Source organism: Roseburia amylophila, assembly GCF_025567465.1.
GTDB classification, from domain to species: Bacteria; Bacillota; Clostridia; order Lachnospirales; family Lachnospiraceae; genus Roseburia_C; species Roseburia_C amylophila.
Genome location: NZ_JAOQKI010000003.1, coordinates 136,803 through 154,418, shown reverse-complemented (window position 1 = coordinate 154,418; position 17,616 = coordinate 136,803). Strand labels below are relative to the sequence as shown.

Here is a 17,616-nt window from a genome sequence, read left to right as displayed (position 1 = left end):
AGCTGGTCTCCTTTATGATTTTACAGAACCGGTAATTCCTTCTACAAAGTTCTTCTGTAATACAAAGAATATAATCAACATCGGAATTGTAGAAATCGTGACTGCAAGCATCATGCTTCCATAATCAATGGTATATCGTGCGGTCAGTCCAGATACCAGAATCGGCATAGTCTTGGAATTTTCATTCTGTAATACGATCAATGGCCACATGTAGCTGTTCCATGCATTCATAAAGCTTACAATTGCAGCTGCTGCGTAGGTAGATTTCATAATCGGTAAGAACATTTTAAAGTAAATGCCCCATTCACCTACTCCGTCAATCCGGGCTGCTTCAATGATTTCATCCGGAAATGATTTTGCTGCCTGGCGGAACATGAATATCATAAATGCAGTAGAAACGGTCGGTAAAATACATCCAACGGTTGTATTTAAAAGTCCCATCTTTCCAAACATACGGAACAATGGAATTACAGTTGCTGCAGTCGGTACCATCATGGAAAGTAACAAAATGGACATAATTTTATCTTTGTATTTATCATGGAATTTTTCGAATCCATAACCTGCCAGTGAGCAGACAAATACATTTAAAACCATGGAAACTACTGCGTTCCGGATGGAATTCCACATTGCCTGTGAAAGAACCGTTGTATCCAGAAGAGATTTTAAGTTTTCCATCAGGTAATTGCCCGGAAGAATTTTTCCTACAATGACATCCACACTTTTATTGGTTCCACTGACAATCATCCAGTACATTGGGAAGATGGAAATGATTGCGACCAGAATTAGGAATACATATTTCCAGAAATATACGAATTTTCTTTTACTCATTTCTCATCACCTACTTTCATCTGAATAAAGGCAAGGATTGCCACCAGGATAAATACTACATAAGAAATTGCGGATGCATATCCAAAGTTTGGATTTCCTGCAAAAGACAAATTGTATATGTAGTGGGATATTGTCATGGACGTATTTGCCGGTCCACCATTGGTAATATTCATAGACTCATCGAAGAGCTGTAAGGTTCCATTGGTTGACATAATTGCCGTCAGTAAAATTGTCGGACGAAGCATCGGGATTGTAATCTTAGTAAACTTCTGGAATGCATTGGCTCCATCTACAACTGCTGCTTCATAAATAGAACTGTCAATATTCTGCAATGCCGCCAGGAAAAATATCATATTATAACCGGTCCATCTCCACAATAATGCCAGTACGATTACAATTCGTGCGGTCCAGGTATTTCCCAGCCAGTTGATTGGAGATGCAATCAGATGCAGATTCGTAAGAATCGTATTGATGAATCCGTCCACAGAGAAAAGAGAACGAAAAATAATGGAATACGATACCAGGGAAGTAGTACATGGTAAGAAAATTGCAAGACGGAAAAACCACTTTCCTTTTAATCTCTTATCATTCAAAAGCGATGCTAAGAACATTGCTATCACCAGCATGATTGCTACTTCTAAGATCAGATAAATAAAAGTATTGCTTAATGTCATTTTAAAAATTTTATCCTGGAACATTCTTTTATAGTTAGAAAGTCCGGTAAAAGTCATGTTCGTTCCGCTTCCGCGTTTTAAGGATAAAATAAAGGACTGTATCATCGGCACGAAATTGAATATGACAATCATTATCGATGCCGGTATTACGAATGTCCATCCCATAATCTTTCTTTTCTTCGTTTTCACTGTTGTTCCTCCAATTCGTATCGACTTTACAGCTTTCTTCTTGAAAATTCTGCCTGCACAGCAGCTGCTATGCAGGCAGTTTGTAAAGCGCTTCTGCTAAATTATTCGCTCATTGCAAATGATACGGTATCATCTGCTTCTTTTAACGCTTCCTGAATATCCTGTCCCTGCTGAATCTGGGTAAGCGCTGTTCCAAGTGCGGATTTTGCTTCCTCCCAATACTGACCTAATGTGATAGCCGGTACTTCAGCACCATAGTTAGCAAATCTCTCGTAAATCTTATCGCCACCGAAGAATTCATTTTCCTGTGAGTATGCATCACTTTCTGCTGCCGGAAGGTAGGTTGCTACTGCACCGGTAGTAGGAAGAATAGTATCATAAAGCTCTGTGCTGCTTGCAAATGTATTCTTTAAGAAATCGATAGCAAGGTCTTTGTTTGGTGAGTCATTCATAACCATCCATCCTGCACCACCATTATTACTGTAATTGGTTGCATTTGGAGCATTGTCCAGTCTTGGCATTGTAGTAACGCCCCAGTCACCGGACTGGTCTTCCTGTGCCTGAATGGTACTTGTAATCCAGCATCCGTTGATTACGCTTGCTACTGTTCCGTTGTTGATAGTTCCAATATACTGATCCCAGTCATTTACTTCTACTAAAATTCCCTTGTCAACCATGGTCTCATAATCTTCTACAGCTTCTGCAACTACATCATTTCCCGCAAAATTTGGATTGCCATCTTCATCAAACATGCTGTCGCCTGCACTTCTTAACATTGCAATCAATAAGTCAGGTCCACCAGCCTGTGCGCTTAATAATGGTTTGCCGGTCTTTGCTAATACATCTTCGCCAAGTTCAATGAATTTGGACCATGTAATATCAGTAAAGTCATCAATAGAATAACCAGCTTCGCCGATTACATCGGTACGAATAAATAATGCGGTTACACCACTGTCGAATGGTACATTGTAATTCTTTCCATCTACTGTTCCAATTGCTGTTTTATAACTTGCAAATTTGGAGAAATCGATTCCGGAATCAGATAAATCTGCAAATAAGTCCGGATAGTTCTTTACATTATTTAATAAAGCAGTGTCATTCATAAGAATGATGTCTGGTAGTGTATCGGTCTGTCCAGAGGTTGCTGCTGTTGTAAGCTTGGTCTGAATATCCTCCCAGGATGTTTCTACTACATTTACGTTTACATCCGGATGATCTTTCTGGTAAATCTTTTCTGCCTCTTCCATTGCCGGAATATTAAAGGTTGCATCCCAGCACCATACGGTCAGTTCGTTTGAAGATGCTTCGGTATTTGAAGCGGAATTATTTCCATTGTCAGAACTACTGGTGGAACCACATCCAACCATTCCAATTGTCATTGCTGCGGTAAGAATTGCAGCCAAAATCTTTTTCTTCATTTGTCTTCCTCCTGTCATTGTAAAAAGTATCTCTTCCCCGTTTCTTATATTTTCTTATCGTGAACGCGTTTCACTTGATTACATTGCTAATATAATACCGGTTCTGTAAAATGTCAAGCGGTTAACATGCGAAATATTAGGTTTTCACAAGATAATGCCACGTTTTTTGTGCAGTATGCACTAATGTCAACCGATTTATCCGTTTTATACCACAGAAAAATAGTTCTAAATTCATGTCAACCGACGGACACGAACTAAGAACTATTGTCTTTTCTTTTATTTATTTATCATTTCTGTCAATCTGTTACTTTTCTTTTGTTGTACCACGCTTCATTAAGCTGACCGGAAGTACCACCTTTGCCGGCATTACGCCGCCACCTCGCTTTTTTAAGATGGCATCCACTGCCAGCTGTGCCATTTCCTTAATCGGCTGCCGGATTGTAGTCAGCATCGGATTTACCAGTGTTGCAATATTGACATCATCAAAACCTACAATCTGCACATCCTCCGGAACCCGCTTTCCAAGGGCACTGCATGCCTGAATGGACTGGGCTGCAATGACATCACTGCTGGCAAAAATTCCATCAATCTCCGGATATGTCTGCAGCGTCTGCTTGATATTTTCCAGATATTCCATCACGCTGTAGGACGCTTCGCTTGTTTCTATTTCATGATGCCGGATTCCGTATTTCCCGCATACCTCCCGGAAGCCTACACAACGTCTGTCTGCCGGCATCACCTGTCGCTCTACTCCACTAAAATGCACAATTTCTTTACATCCGCATTTAGCAAGATGTTCTGTAGCAAGCACTCCTCCCATATAGTTATCACACTGGATATTGCAGTCCCCCAATGCATCATCACACTCTATGGTAACAATTGGAATATTCAGATTCAGGAATTCATTGGCACTTACTGTTCCACTGCATAATATGATTCCTGCCACCTGATTACTTTTAAACATCTCTACATATTTCCGTTCGTTGCTGCGCTCCTCCTTGGAGTTGCAGACTATCATTTTATAATTTTCCGCTGCCGCCGCCGATTCAATATTACTTAAAAGCTTCGCAAAATACGGGTGCACGATATGTGGTACGATTACGCCAATCGTGCTGGTATGCTGTTTTGAAAGAGAACGGGCTACCTCATTGGGCTGATAGCCTATCTCCTTCATGACATCATATACCTTCTGTCTGGTCTTCTCACTGATATATCCACGGTTATTAATTACTCTCGAAACAGTCGTAACAGTTACTCCTGCCCGTTCTGCCACATCCTTTAATGTACTCAAAATTGTCCCCCTTCTCCTTGGTTGTTACTATAACGATAGCACTTTTATGCCGATATGTCAACATGACATATCAACTTGTCACATGCTGATGAAGATATTTTTCTCTCGTTGCCAGTCCCCCACGGATATGACGCTCTGACTTATTGACATCCAGTACTTTCCTTGCTTCCCGCGCCAGGGTCGGATTCACCTGGGATAAACGTTCTGTTACGTCCTTATGTACCGTACTCTTACTGATTCCAAACTGCTTTGCGGTCTGACGCACTGTCGCATTGTTATCTATAATGTATTTGGCTATTTCTACGGCTCTTTCTTCTATATAGCTTTTCAAAGAAAATCCCCTGCAATACTTGTTTTTACATTGTATGCAGAGGATTTGCTTTTATGTATGGCTTTTTTATCTCATCTATATTCTATTTCAAATAACCCTTTTTCCCTGTGAATACTACTGCCGCTCCGCATAATGCCAAGAGTGCAAGCAGATATCCAACCGGTGATTCATCGCCCGTTTTCAATGCTTTTGTTTTCTGTGCTGTGGTCTGCTCAGTATTTGGAGTGCTATTTCCACTTGTTGTATCAGCTTTCTTCGCAACGGTAAATTCGGCGGTTGCTTTCTTTTCTTCTCCACTGATAGAAGACACAATCGCAACCGTATGCTTTCCGGTAGCAAGGCTTTCTAAGTATTCTGCAGTAAAGGTGACAATGGTAGAGCCTTCTGTTACCATATAGTTTTTCGCATCTACTACGGTGCCATCCACTTCTACACGAAGGAAGCTGCTGATACCGGCGTCACTGCGGAAACGAAGCGTTGCACCACTTTCCTTTGTCCATTCTCCACCAGCGCCTTCAATAATGACCGGTGTTGCCGGTTTATAATCCGGGTTCTTCTCATTACAGCCTTCCCGTCTGCAGACTTCTGCATTGTTGCTAAAGTCATGTCCTAATGGATTTCCACTGGTAAATGTTTCCGTTCCCTTTGCCCCACACAGCTTGCAGGATTTGTAGTAAACTGCCGGTGCCGTACAGGTTGCTGCTGTTTTCAGATAGGAATCTGACACTGTTTCCACCCATTCACCATGCTTGCATGTAATTGTAAATTCTTTTGTTGCTTTCGTATCTGTTCCAACCGTAACCTGTGCCTTATAGCTGCCCGGTAACTTTGGTGCGCCTCCAACGGCTTCTGCTCCGCTGTTGTCACTGTTGGTCTTTGTGTCTGTTCCACTCAGATAATATACGATTTCCGGAACCGGAAGATTAAGTCTCTTCCAGTCTTCGGATATTGTTATATTGGCAGCTTTTGCTGTTCCATCATAGTCTGTATTCTCAGCTGATAAGGATAACCATAAAGATGCATCTTTCTCATTGCAGTCTCCCAATCCACTGCAGGTGGCAAGAATACGGCTTCCATCTTTGCTTTCATCCAATGCATAACTCCATGTGTGGCTGTGCTTCCACATACCGATCAGGAGTGTTTTGGCAGATTTAATATCCATATAATTTTTGCCTGCTCCAATATAGTCTCTCCAAACCTGTGGTGTATCTGTCAATTCTGATATATCTGCCATCAGAGTGGTAGAACTTTTCATTGACATGGCATCTCCAACTGTAATGCATGCATCACTTTTTCCATATCCTTCTGATACAGAAATAGCTCCCCAGCCAAGTCCATCTCCGGTTGCATAAAGAGAACCATATGGACTATTCTCAATAGTTACACTTCCATGTCCAAAAATTGCATAACCTCCATAGGTTTCCGATTTCTCTTTTATGCTGACCAGTTCATTGCTTCCAACCAGTGTAATATGAATATGGTCTACATTACTGTATATATTATTATAATAAGATTTCATTTTTAAATTTGAAAATGTTACCTTAGAAAAACTGTCAAGAGGTAGGTTATTAAATTCTCCCAGCTCAATAATATCTGATGTAGGTTCTGCGTTTTCATCCATTGCAATCGTAATGTCATCCGTCAGAATGGTAAGCGAATTTCTATTTCCAGATTCATACTTTCCATAGGTGTAATCGACTCCTTCTACAATTGCCCCCGAATCTCTTGACAACGTAAATGGTCCTGCCTGAACTGAATTTGTGGCTGCCTTTGTCTCAACTGTCATCCCCTGCATAAGACCTGCCATCATCATCAACGCAAGTAACAAGGAAAATAAACTTTTCTTCTTTTGTTTCATGTACATCCTTCCCTTCTTAAATTACACTTAAATTACTTTTTTCTTTTTTCACTTTTCACACTCTCAATGCTGTGCTACAATTACACTGTTATTTTACACCGTACATCAATGTACGATGCAATCATTTTACAAATTTTGCCGGTAATTGTGAAAAAATATATGATATGAAAATTTTGTGTGAAATAAAGACCAGCTGGTTTGCCTCAAAACACCAGCAGTTCTTAAATGTATGTTTTGCTTGTTTGTAAGCTGTCTTTCCGTTGCTTTGACCGGCTGCCCGGTTGTCCGTCTGCTACAGATACTTTCACAAACCCGTAAGGAGGTCTAGGCATTCTGGCAAATAAGTTTATGATTCCGGCAACCGGCGCAAATTCATATCCATATTCAACTGCGCCTTGCAGGCACATCCCTGTGCCTGCATTGCCGGTTGCATAACAGAATGCCAAGACCTCCTAACAGGCTTGTTTATGTATCTGTATGCAGGCGGACAACCGGTGCAGACTGTCAAACATTGGAAAGACTGGCTTTCATAGAGAAAAGCAAAACATATATTTTAGAACTACGGTGTTTTGAAGTGATGCAGCCGACTTTATTTCTTCAAAATTTCTAAATCCATTCTTTTCACAATCACCGAATAAATAAAAAGGGGGAACATTTTGAAAGAACTGTTTTCAATTGGAGATGCCGCAGACTTTGTGGGCATCACAAGAAGAATTATTTTAAATTATGAAGCTCATGGACTGGTTTTTCCGGATGTAAAAGAAGACCCCTCCGGCAATCGTTACTATACCATTGATACACTGACGAAGATTCGAACCATCCGCTCGCTGCAGAATCTTGGCCTGTCACTGGATGAAATCCATGGCTACTTTGACAACTCCAACGACCTTTTATCCATGGTTCGAAGGCTGGAATCTTTGCGGGATGAATTAAATGCCAATATCAAAGCCTTATACGAAAGAATCAATCAGGGATTTGAATCAATGGAAATCATTACAATTCCACCACAAACGGTGTACTGCCGCAAAACGGAAAGTGACAGCATCGTAGAAAAGACGAATTTGTTAAGAGCGGTTGCCCTGGAAGCACTGCAGAACTATGGTCCGGCACATACCGGGCAGATTTATTTTACGGAAGCTCCCATTACGGATGCAAAGGATATGTCCTTTTTTGCTGTTGTCCCGGCAGGAAGTAAGGGCGAACATATCCTAAATCTTCCTGCCCAGAAAGCAGTCTGCCTCTATCATCATGGAGCGTATGAAGAATTGCCATCGGTTCATGATACCCCGCTTTCCTATGCCAGAGAGCAAAAGCTTACACCAGTTGGCATCTTCCGCCACTGCTATTTAGAGGGACCACCACAGCATAAAGACAAAAGTAAATTTATTACCCAGGTACTGCTCCCGCTAGCATGTTCTAAATGACATGTATCCGGCTCCACCTGCCGCTTAAATACCGGACGCTGAATGCGATAGCACGAAGCGTCCAATCGGCAAACATGCCAATCCACACCGCCATTGGTCCGAAACCACAGCTGCGGATCAGATATACACACAGTGCCACACGGCAGAACCACATGGTAAGACTGGATAAAATCATGGAAAATTTCACATCTCCGGCGGCACGCATGCCATAAGCCGGGATAAATGCCAGTACCCATACAATCGGTTTTACAATCGTAATTGCTATTATCATTTCCATGCAGAGGGAGGCACTTTCTGCTTCCATTCCAGCTAAAAATGTAACCGGCTTTGTCAATAAAAATACCACTGCACAGGAAATCAGAATAACAATTTCTGCATAGCCGCAGAGTTTCACCATATAATAACGCGCCTCTTCCACTTTTCCGGCTCCAATACATTGTCCTACCACTGTCATCAGGCCGATTCCGATTCCAATGGCTCCGATTCCATTTAAATTTTCCAGTATAATGGTCATTGCCTGCGCGGCAATGGCTGCCGTTCCAAGGGTTGATACGCTGGACTGGATTGCCAGCTTTCCGAACTGAAACATTCCGTTTTCAATTCCGGATGGAATTCCGATAGAAAGAATTTTTCCAATCAATGGGAAATTGGGACGGATCTTAAGATAATGATTTACCACAATCACCTGATCCGGTTTCCGCAGATTCCAGAAAATTACTACTGCACAGAAGATTCTTGAAAATAAGGTAGAAAGAGCTGCTCCTTCCACGCCCATCTTTAATCCAAAGATAAGCACTGCATTTCCGGCAATGTTGAGTCCATTGGAAAGGACAGAAATCATCATTGGAAAACGACTGTTTCCTGCTGCCCGGTAAAAAGCTCCACCGGCATCAAAAAGTGCAATGAACGGAAATGAAATTGCAGTCAGCAGGAAATAAATCACGGAATTATCCATAACTGCCTCTTCTACCTGTCCGAAAATCAGATGCAGCAACGAGCCACGAAATACAACGCAAATCACAGACAATACCGTAGAAATCGTCAGTACGCTTAAAGTTACCTGTCTTGCAGCCTCATTGCTGGACTCCCTGTCTCCCCTTCCAAGATACTGGGAACAGATAATTGCTGCTCCTGCTCCTAATGCCGTAAATACCTGTATGACCAGTACATTGATGGAATCCACCAGTGATACCGCAGAGATTGCCGCACTTCCCACATTGCTTACCATCATGGTATCCGCCATTCCCATAAAGGAATTCAAAAGCTGCTCTACCATAATCGGCAGAAGCAGCGTAAGGAGTTGCTTATTGGAAAACATCATATGTTCCCGGTCTAATTTTGTTGCATCATATAATCTTATCTTTCGCATTTTTTATTTCACTTCTTACTCTTTTACTACCGGTGTAAAATCCTCTGTATCACCGCAGAAGAAGCCTCCTGCACCGGCGATGATTTTCTGCATGATTTTTTGCATAAATGCATAGTTTTCTGTGTCAATTGTGACAGCAAAAAGAGCATGAATGTCATGCTCTTTTAAATAAGCATTGGCATATTCATCCTTTAAATCAACTGCAATCTCCTCGATATCCATGGAATGATGCTCCGGAACCTCCACCTCTAATACTCCCGCCTCTTTCCAGATTTCTGTTTCGATGCCATCCATTCCCTCTAATGCATTTTCAATCTCTGCTACTGTGATGGAATTTGGATTCATATAAAGCCACTCATTGGTAACGGTGGCTGTGCCTGCTTTCTTTTCTCTTATTTTCTTTAACTTTGATTTATTCTTCATATCCGCTCCTGTTTGTGTTTATGGATATGTTCATCTTAGCACAAACATGGACTTCTGTCTCCCTACTTTTTTACTTCTCCATCCATAAAATATAAACGGGATGCAAAATCCGGGTAGTGCCTTACCTTATCATTGTATCCGGTTCCGCCAAATGCCGGACTGACATGAACGCCGCCATACATTAAGGTATCTCCATATGCATGGAAGTCTTCCGTCTCGCCATCCATTTTTACCAATTTCGAAAGCACCTGATGGGTCAGGGAATCCTGTCTGATATGAACCGGCGAAACCGTATTTACCAGGTCACCGAATTCTTTGATATTATATTTTAATTTCCGGTTGTAGAAATGGTAACGGACATCCGGCAGCAATCCCTTCGGATAATAGGTCTGCTGCTGCGTATTTGGTACCACTAATTTCTGCATCAGCATACCCACTGCTTTGGTGCCATCTTCCGATACGCAGGTCCACTCCATCTGGTTACCGGCTTCGTCCGCTAAAACACTGCCACCCATTCCACTCTGTGCTCCGTCGTAAAAGCTTCTGCCCCGGTAAAAGGTTCCCTGCTGCAATACCTTCCGCCATTTCTTATATAATGCAATCTGCTCTTTCATGGCTTCCTTTTCTTCTTTTTTCATATCACAGAGGTTGCATTCATAGCCGAAACTTCCAAAGCATGCCACCTGAAATCTTGTCTCTAATGGCGTATTCCGCAGCGTCTGGTGATTCGGGCAGGCAGACACATGAGCACTGACTGCTGACAGCGGATAGCCGTAACTATAATTTTCCTCTATCTCCGCCCGGCACAATGCATCCGTATCATCACTGCCCCAGATCTGCGGAAAATAGCATAAGATTCCAAGGTCAAAGCGGTTGCCGCCTGCTGCACAGCCTTCAAATAAAATCTCCGGAAACCGTTCCATCAGCTCCTTCATGCAGCGGTATAATCCCAGCACATAGCGGTGTGCCACTTCTCCCTGCCGTTCCGGTGGAAGTGCTGTGGAATAATAATCACTGAAGGTCCGGTTCATGTCCCATTTCACATAGGAAATGTCCGCTGAAGAAAAGACTTTGCTCATGCTCTCAATAATATAATCCTGTACTTCTCTTCTTCCCAAATCTAAAATCCGCTGGTTTCTTCCTTCCGAATGAGGCTGCCCCGGAATCTCAATGGTCCAGTCCGGATGAGCCACATAAAGTTTGCTTTTCACATTGACCATTTCCGGCTCCACCCAGATTCCAAACTGCAGTCCCAGTCCATGAATCTTATCAGATAAGCCCTTAAGACCGCCCGGCAGCTTCTTCGTATTTGCTTCCCAGTCTCCTAAGGAACTGCTGTCATCCATCCGCTCGCCAAACCAGCCGTCATCCATTACAAATAATTCTATGCCAACTTCTTTTGCTTCCTTTGCCAGCTTCAGTAACTTCTTCTCACTGATGTCAAAATAGGAAGCCTCCCAACTGTTAAGCAGTATCGGCCGCTCCTTCTTCTGCCAGGTTCCACGGATAATATGCTCCCAGATAAAATGATGCAGCCTCTGGCTCATCTGGTTAAATCCGTTTTCTGCATATCCGTTACAAGAAACTGAATTACCAAAATTGGTTTCCTGAATTTGTGGATTTTGACGAGAAGGGGATTTCAATGATGCCAAATGTTCTTCGGAAGTTTTTTGTGCAAAAAAAGCAGACATAAATCACCACCTTAAATGGTAATAAATGTCTGCTTCAAATTGTTTTATTTAATTTAATCTCCTCTTACAGGAAGATATACTTACAAATGAATAATACTGCAAGAATATACATCAGCGGAGTAATTTTCTTAGCTTTACCACAGATTAAGTTGATGATAACGTAAGAGATAACACCAATTGCGATACCTTCTGCAATGCTGTACATAAGAGGCATAGCGATTAAGCAAAGGTATGCAGGAGCTGCTTCTGTAACATCGTTGAAGTCAATCTTAACGATTGCAGATACCATAAGGAATCCAACGAAGATTAATGCAGGAGCGGTAGCAAATCCTGGGATTGCTGTAAAGATTGGTGCAAATAAGATTGCAATCAGGAACATGAATCCGGTTACAACAGATGCAAAACCGGTTCTGGCACCTGCACCTACACCAGCAGAACTCTCTACGAAAGTTGTGGTTGTAGAAGTACCAAGAACAGCACCAGCGGATGTTGCGATAGCGTCAGCTAATAACGCATTTTTAACTCTTGGAAGCTTTCCTTCTTTGTCTAACATACCAGCTTTATCAGAAACACCGATTAAGGTTCCGATAGTATCAAACATATCTACAAATAAGAAGGATAATAATACTACGATAAAGTTAACAATACCTACACCGGTAAAGTCAGCTTTGAAACACTGTCCAAAGGTTTCTCCGATTTTGGTGAAGTCTGTCATTGCAAATGTAGGATATAAAGAATAGAATCCAGCTTCTGCATCAATCTGATAGATACCTGCGGCCTGGCAAATCATACCAAGAATCCATGTAGCAAGGATTCCGATAAGGATGGAACCTTTTACATTTTTTACATATAAGATAATGGTAAGAAGTAAACCAATCAGTGCAAGTAAAGCACAGATTCCTTCTGTATGCCAGTTCTCTGTAAATTTAACATAAGATAATAAAGTAGAGCTGTTGTCAACAACAATGTGAGCACCCTGTAAACCGATGAAAGCGATAAACAGACCAATACCGGCACTTACACCTTTTTTCAGTGTAGCAGGAATGGCATTGAAAATTGCCTCACGTACGTTGGTCAGTGAAAGTACGATAAAGATGATACCTTCAATGAACACTGCCATTAATGCGACTCTCCAGTCATAACCCATATTTCCACATACTGTAAATGCGAAATATGCATTCAATCCCATACCAGGAGCTAATGCAAATGGATAATTAGCCATCAAAGCCATTGCAAGTGTTCCGATAAAGGATGCAAGACAGGTTGCAATCAAAACTGCAGTAGGATCCATGCCAGCAGCAGATAACAGGTTCGGGTTAACTGCCAGGATGTAAGCCATTGTCATAAATGTGGTAAGACCTGCAATTACTTCTGTCTTGACGTTAGTGTTGTTCTCTTTGAATTTGAACATTTTCTCTAACATTTTTCTTCCTCCAAATTGTTTTTTATACCTAAAGCCAGCCTCTCTGGCAATAAGTCATGTTAAACTTCTCTTCTGTAAATTATTTTCCTTCATATGTAATTACAGAAGCAACATCATAACCCTTCAAACGCTCTCTTCCCTTTAATCCAGCCAGTTCCATTAAGAAAATGACCTTAACTACTTCTCCGCCAAGCTGCTCTACTAATTTGATAGCAGCTTCAATGGTTCCGCCGGTTGCGATTAAGTCATCTACTAAAACAACCTTCTGCCCCGGTTTGATGGAATCCTTGTGCATCTCAATGGTAGCCTGTCCATACTCTAAATCATAAGACTGTGAAATGGTCTCACATGGTAATTTTCCTTTTTTACGAACCGGTACAAACGGTTTATGCATTTCGTAAGCAATTGGTACTCCGAAAATGAATCCTCTGGATTCTGTACCGGCAACTACATCAAAGTCCACACCATCTAAAAGCTTGATCATGGAATCTATTGCAAGCTGAAGTCCGTCTGCATCCTGCAATACGGAAGTAATATCTCTGAAAATAATTCCCGGCTCTGGAAAATCCGGTATACTTCTTACATATTCTTCTATTTTTTTCATCTTAATACCCTTCTTTCTATTTACTGCCCTCTGTTTTAAAAAACACTTTTTTATTATAAATTTATACTGCCAGAAATACAAGCAATTTTTTATAAAATGTTTCGTTTTTGGTTATAAAATTTTATGAAAAGTTGCTATTTTGTTGCAAATATATTAAGATGTTCTATACGAAAGAAAAGTTCGGAAAGGGGATTTTTTGTGAAAATTCTGATTTTATCCTGCAACACAGGAGAAGGACATAACGCCGCCGGTCATGCCGTGGAAGAAGCAGCTTTAGCAAGGGGACACGAAGTAAATTTCGTTGATGCCATGCAGCTTGGCAAAAGACATACTTCACGCCTTATCAGCGGACTTTATATTGGGATTGTAAAGCATCTGCCGTGGTTTTTCGGTTTCATTTATAAACTGGGAATGCTTATCAGTAACCGCCATTTCAAATCTCCGGTTTACTGGGCAAATGCAAAGCTGGCGAAACCGCTTGCATCCCTCATCGAAGAAGGAAATTATGACATTGTGGTGATGCCGCACCTTTACCCGGCAGAGACCATTACTTATATGAAGAAACACAACATGCTTCCGGTAAAAGCAGTCGCTATCGGAACCGATTATACCTGCATCCCTTTCTGGGAGGAAACCAACTGCGACTACTATGTTATTCCCCATGAGGATTTAGTAGACGAATATATAAAACGTGGTGTTCCAAAGGAAAAATTACTGCCTTACGGTATTCCGGTACGCCACGCCTTTGCCAAGCATACACCAAAGGACATTGCCCGCCGCAAATGCCACCTAGATGCTGATGCTCCTACCTTTCTCATTATGAGTGGAAGTATGGGATTTGGAAAACTGGCAGTCTTTGCCATGGCACTTTATAAGCAGTGTAAAAATGACGAACACATTGTAATTATCTGCGGAAACAATAAGAAATTACAGTCAGTTCTCACCAAAGAATTCAGACATTGCCCGCGGGTTCATGTCTTAGGCTACACCAGACATGTTTCCCTTTATATGGATGCCTGTGATGTCATCTTTACCAAACCGGGCGGACTTACCTCTACCGAAACTTTGGTAAAGGGAATCCCAACTATCCATACCGCACCGATTCCAGGCTGCGAAACCGCAAACAGTGCATTTTTCGTAGACCGTGGCATTTCCTATGCCTCTAAATACATGATAGAACAGATTCGCCTTGGAAAGCTGCTGATGCGAAGCCATGATTTACAGGAGGAAATGCATACCGCACAGCTCCGGGAGCAGAAATCCGATGCAGCAGAACGCATTGTAGACCTGTTAGAATCACTGTCTGAAAAATAACGACAATTGCTTTTATTCAAACAAGTGATTACGGAAGCAGGAGAAAAGATTTTAATAGGAAATTTTGTGGCATTCCATGTACATCTGATTTTCCTGGATGTGAAATGCCAACCATTCTTAGTGGTTCATTTTTCTTGATTATAAACTGTCTTTTCGCTTGCTTTGACAGAATCTCGGCACTGTCCGTCAAAAGCGGATGCCACATAACGCCTGCAAGGGGCACCAGGAATTTTGACATCATGCTATTTTCATCTGGCAACCGGCACAAATTCACATCCATGTTCAACTGTGCCTCGCTGGTACATCCCTGTACCAGCGTTGCCTGTTGCCAGACGAAATTCCAAGTGCCCCTAACAGTCCTTACCAGGCATCCGTACTTTGACGAACAGTACCAGGATTCTGTTAAACATGGAAAAGACTGTTTTTATCAGAAAAAGAAAAATGAACTACTTAGAACGGTGGTATTTCATCATCGGAAAATCAATGCATATGGAATACTGCAAAATTCCTTTATACAAACGCTATCTCCTTCCACAATCACCTGTTTATCGAAAAGAAAAGGAGCCTTTATATGAACCAGTCAATTATCACCTGCATCTTTTTTTCCATCGTTGGCTATCTCAGCGGCAGCATACTCTATGCCTACTGGATTCCGAAGATATTATTCCAGAAAGATATCTGTGCATTAAGTCCGGATGGAAATCCCGGCACTGCCAATGCCTTTGTGTACGGCGGATTCCGGGCTGGTATTCTTGCGCTCCTTTTGGAACTTTTCAAGGGCTTTTTCCCGGTCGTACTTGCCCTACGGACATTGGATATTGACACTCCATACATGATTCCGATTCTGATAGCACCGGTTCTCGGACATGCGTTCCCATTGCAGTTTCATCCGAAAAACAGTAACAAAAAAGGCGGCAAAGCCATTGCCGTCTCCTTTGGTGTACTGCTTGGAATCTTTCCGGTTGTTCTTCCGGTTCTTTTCCTTGCAGCTGCTTATATTCTTTTTTCTGTGGTCTTAATTATCCGGCCACATCTTTTCCGGTCCATTATTACCTTTGGCGTATTCTGCCTTCTGGTCTTTCTCTTTGTGCCGGTTCTCTCCATTGACTTTGCCTGCCTTGGAATTGCACTGCTTGTTATCTATAAGCATCTTTGCGCTTACCAGAATGAGAAACTTTCCATCCGGTTTTTCTTTCAAAAATAGCTTTTTTAAGAGATACCTACCAGGAAATAACTTCGGTTCCCTCTTCGGTTACCAGAACCTGAATCTCCCACTGGGCACTTGGAAGTCCGTCTTCTGTATACACGGTCCAGTTATTTTCATCATCTATGTAGATAGCTTCTTTTCCCATATTTACCATTGGCTCAATCGTAAACATCATGCCCGGAACTAAGAGCATCTCGGTTCCTCTCTTGCTGTGATAGCCAACCCATGGCTCTTCGTGGAATTCTTTTCCAACACCATGTCCACCGATTTCTCTTACGATAGTATAGCCATTTTCATAAGCATGGTCATGCACTGCCTGTCCCATATCTCCTAAAAAGCCCCATGGTTTTACCGCTTTTAAGCCTTCTTCCACACATTCTTTCGTTACCTGGACAAGACGCTTCTTTTCTTCACTGACATCTCCAATCAGAAACATTCTGGAGGAATCAGAAAAATATCCATCTAATATTGTGGAAACATCCACATTAATGATATCGCCATCCTTTAAAATAATATCCTCCGATGGAATACCATGGCATACTTCTTCATTAATTGATGTACAGACGCTCTTCGGAAATCCTTGATAATTAAGCGGTGCCGGGATTCCACCCATGGCTGTTGTTTTCTCATATACCATACGGTCAATTTCTTCTGTACTCATGCCGGCTTTGATATGCTCAGCCACATAATCCAGTACTGCCACATTAATTTTGGCACTTTCCCTGATACCTTCGATATCCTTCGGTGTCTTAATCAAATCATGGGTTGGCACAATACAGCCTGCCTCACGATACTTTTCAATCTTTTCATCAAATGACTGATGGCATGTCTTATACTTTCTTCCACTGCCACACCAGCAGGGATCATTTCTACCTATTTTTACAGACATTTCTAATTCCTTCCATTCTAATGATTCAATATGATATTCCCAAAATCCACTCTGTCCCAGAGCTTCTCATTCAGTTTATACTTATGTTCTTTTAAAATCTGCTCATATGGCTCTGCCCCGGCACTGTAACCGTCAAAATCACTGTTATTCTCTGCTGCTATCTGATTCTGATATTTCTGTGCCAATGCAGCTTTCTCTAACTGACGATCTATCTCTGCTTTATCAACGCCCAGTCTTTCCTGCTGTTCCTCTGTCATATCCGTCCAGAAATCCTCCTGACGGCTACGAAGCTGTTCTTCTTCTTTTTCATCCAGCGTCAGTTTCTCTGCCATTGCCTGCCGGTAAAAGATTTCATCATGTACTGCCATTTCGATGACATGGGTCTTTGCTACTTCTTTTACAAACCTTCCACTGGTATGAAGATTCCAATATTTATTCGTATCATAATAATCATAGGCTGCTGCCTCATCTTCTACCTTCAGTTCCTCATAAGCGATATACATTGCCAGATCCCCAAGCTGCAGTTTTTCTCCATCTACTGTCAGGATATCTTCGGAAAGATACTCCCTGTATACAATCTTCCCCCTTCGTCCGGAAACAAAGAGACTGATTAATAACAGTACCAGTAGAATCAGTATTGTAATGAACCATATGCGCTTCTTCTGTGATTTATTTTCACTCAT

General features: G+C 41.7%; 15 protein-coding genes and 1 pseudogene. 3 read left to right on the top strand and 13 right to left on the bottom strand.

Annotated elements, in window-relative coordinates; genetic code table 11:
• Positions 1 to 12: 12 nt before the first annotated feature.
• From OCV43_RS03150 to OCV43_RS03125, 6 genes are all read right to left on the bottom strand, one after another.
• Positions 13 to 828 carry a carbohydrate ABC transporter permease gene (locus tag OCV43_RS03150; protein WP_227710047.1) on the bottom strand — a complete coding sequence of 272 codons (816 nt, stop codon included), beginning with the start codon at positions 826 to 828 and terminating at the stop codon, positions 13 to 15.
• Entirely contained in the window at positions 825 to 1,667 is an 843-nt protein-coding gene (locus OCV43_RS03145; RefSeq protein ID WP_227710095.1) for a carbohydrate ABC transporter permease, read from the bottom strand. The genes OCV43_RS03150 and OCV43_RS03145 overlap by 4 nt, the downstream gene beginning before the upstream one ends.
• A gap of 125 nt (positions 1,668 to 1,792) precedes the next feature.
• Complete coding sequence (locus OCV43_RS03140; protein WP_262623392.1) at positions 1,793 to 3,109, bottom strand: ABC transporter substrate-binding protein; 1,317 nt, start codon at positions 3,107 to 3,109, stop codon at positions 1,793 to 1,795.
• Positions 3,110 to 3,413: 304 nt separating this feature from the next.
• Positions 3,414 to 4,400 carry a LacI family DNA-binding transcriptional regulator gene (locus OCV43_RS03135; RefSeq protein ID WP_262623391.1) on the bottom strand — a complete coding sequence of 329 codons (987 nt, stop codon included), beginning with the start codon at positions 4,398 to 4,400 and terminating at the stop codon, positions 3,414 to 3,416.
• A gap of 70 nt (positions 4,401 to 4,470) precedes the next feature.
• Complete coding sequence (gene spoIIID / locus OCV43_RS03130) at positions 4,471 to 4,731, bottom strand: sporulation transcriptional regulator SpoIIID (RefSeq protein ID WP_262623390.1); 261 nt, start codon at positions 4,729 to 4,731, stop codon at positions 4,471 to 4,473.
• Between the two features lie 82 nt (positions 4,732 to 4,813).
• Positions 4,814 to 6,589, bottom strand: coding sequence for a hypothetical protein (locus OCV43_RS03125; protein WP_262623389.1), 1,776 nt, complete (start codon positions 6,587 to 6,589; stop codon positions 4,814 to 4,816).
• Between the two features lie 656 nt (positions 6,590 to 7,245).
• On the opposite strand from OCV43_RS03125, the gene OCV43_RS03120 reads away from it, so the two are divergent.
• Complete coding sequence (locus tag OCV43_RS03120; RefSeq protein WP_262623388.1) at positions 7,246 to 8,013, top strand: MerR family transcriptional regulator; 768 nt, start codon at positions 7,246 to 7,248, stop codon at positions 8,011 to 8,013.
• Here the strand turns inward: OCV43_RS03120 and OCV43_RS03115 are convergent.
• The 5 genes and pseudogenes from OCV43_RS03115 to OCV43_RS03095 form a co-directional block, all read right to left on the bottom strand.
• Positions 8,006 to 9,382, bottom strand: a complete 1,377-nt coding sequence (locus tag OCV43_RS03115; protein ID WP_262623387.1) for an MATE family efflux transporter — start codon at positions 9,380 to 9,382, stop codon at positions 8,006 to 8,008. The genes OCV43_RS03120 and OCV43_RS03115 overlap by 8 nt on opposite strands.
• A 15-nt stretch (positions 9,383 to 9,397) precedes the next feature.
• Positions 9,398 to 9,805 carry a hypothetical protein gene (locus tag OCV43_RS03110; RefSeq protein ID WP_262623386.1) on the bottom strand — a complete coding sequence of 136 codons (408 nt, stop codon included), beginning with the start codon at positions 9,803 to 9,805 and terminating at the stop codon, positions 9,398 to 9,400.
• A gap of 62 nt (positions 9,806 to 9,867) precedes the next feature.
• Positions 9,868 to 11,376: pseudogene (locus OCV43_RS03105) on the bottom strand (alpha-galactosidase); the annotation flags it as partial.
• Between the two features lie 184 nt (positions 11,377 to 11,560).
• On the bottom strand, positions 11,561 to 12,919 hold the full coding sequence (locus OCV43_RS03100; RefSeq protein WP_022244187.1) for an NCS2 family permease: 1,359 nt from the start codon (positions 12,917 to 12,919) through the stop codon (positions 11,561 to 11,563).
• 79 nt (positions 12,920 to 12,998) lie between these two features.
• Positions 12,999 to 13,523 (bottom strand): adenine phosphoribosyltransferase, encoded by a 525-nt coding sequence (locus OCV43_RS03095; protein ID WP_022244188.1) that lies wholly within the window; start codon positions 13,521 to 13,523, stop codon positions 12,999 to 13,001.
• A 198-nt stretch (positions 13,524 to 13,721) separates the two neighbouring features.
• Between OCV43_RS03095 and OCV43_RS03090 the strand changes: the two genes are divergently transcribed.
• Together OCV43_RS03090 and OCV43_RS03085 are read left to right on the top strand one after the other, a co-directional pair.
• Positions 13,722 to 14,837, top strand: a complete 1,116-nt coding sequence (locus OCV43_RS03090; protein WP_227700469.1) for an MGDG synthase family glycosyltransferase — start codon at positions 13,722 to 13,724, stop codon at positions 14,835 to 14,837.
• A gap of 571 nt (positions 14,838 to 15,408) precedes the next feature.
• A complete protein-coding gene (locus OCV43_RS03085) occupies positions 15,409 to 16,041 on the top strand; it encodes a glycerol-3-phosphate acyltransferase (protein ID WP_022244191.1) in 633 nt (210 codons plus the stop codon).
• A gap of 16 nt (positions 16,042 to 16,057) precedes the next feature.
• Here OCV43_RS03085 and OCV43_RS03080 read toward each other — a convergent pair whose 3' ends face one another.
• The gene (locus OCV43_RS03080; protein WP_022244192.1) at positions 16,058 to 16,933 is read right to left on the bottom strand and encodes a methionyl aminopeptidase; all 876 of its coding nucleotides are present in this window, start codon (positions 16,931 to 16,933) and stop codon (positions 16,058 to 16,060) included.
• Positions 16,934 to 16,950: 17 nt separating this feature from the next.
• Positions 16,951 to 17,616: a hypothetical protein gene (locus OCV43_RS03075; protein WP_022244193.1), complete on the bottom strand. Its 666-nt coding sequence runs from the start codon at positions 17,614 to 17,616 to the stop codon at positions 16,951 to 16,953.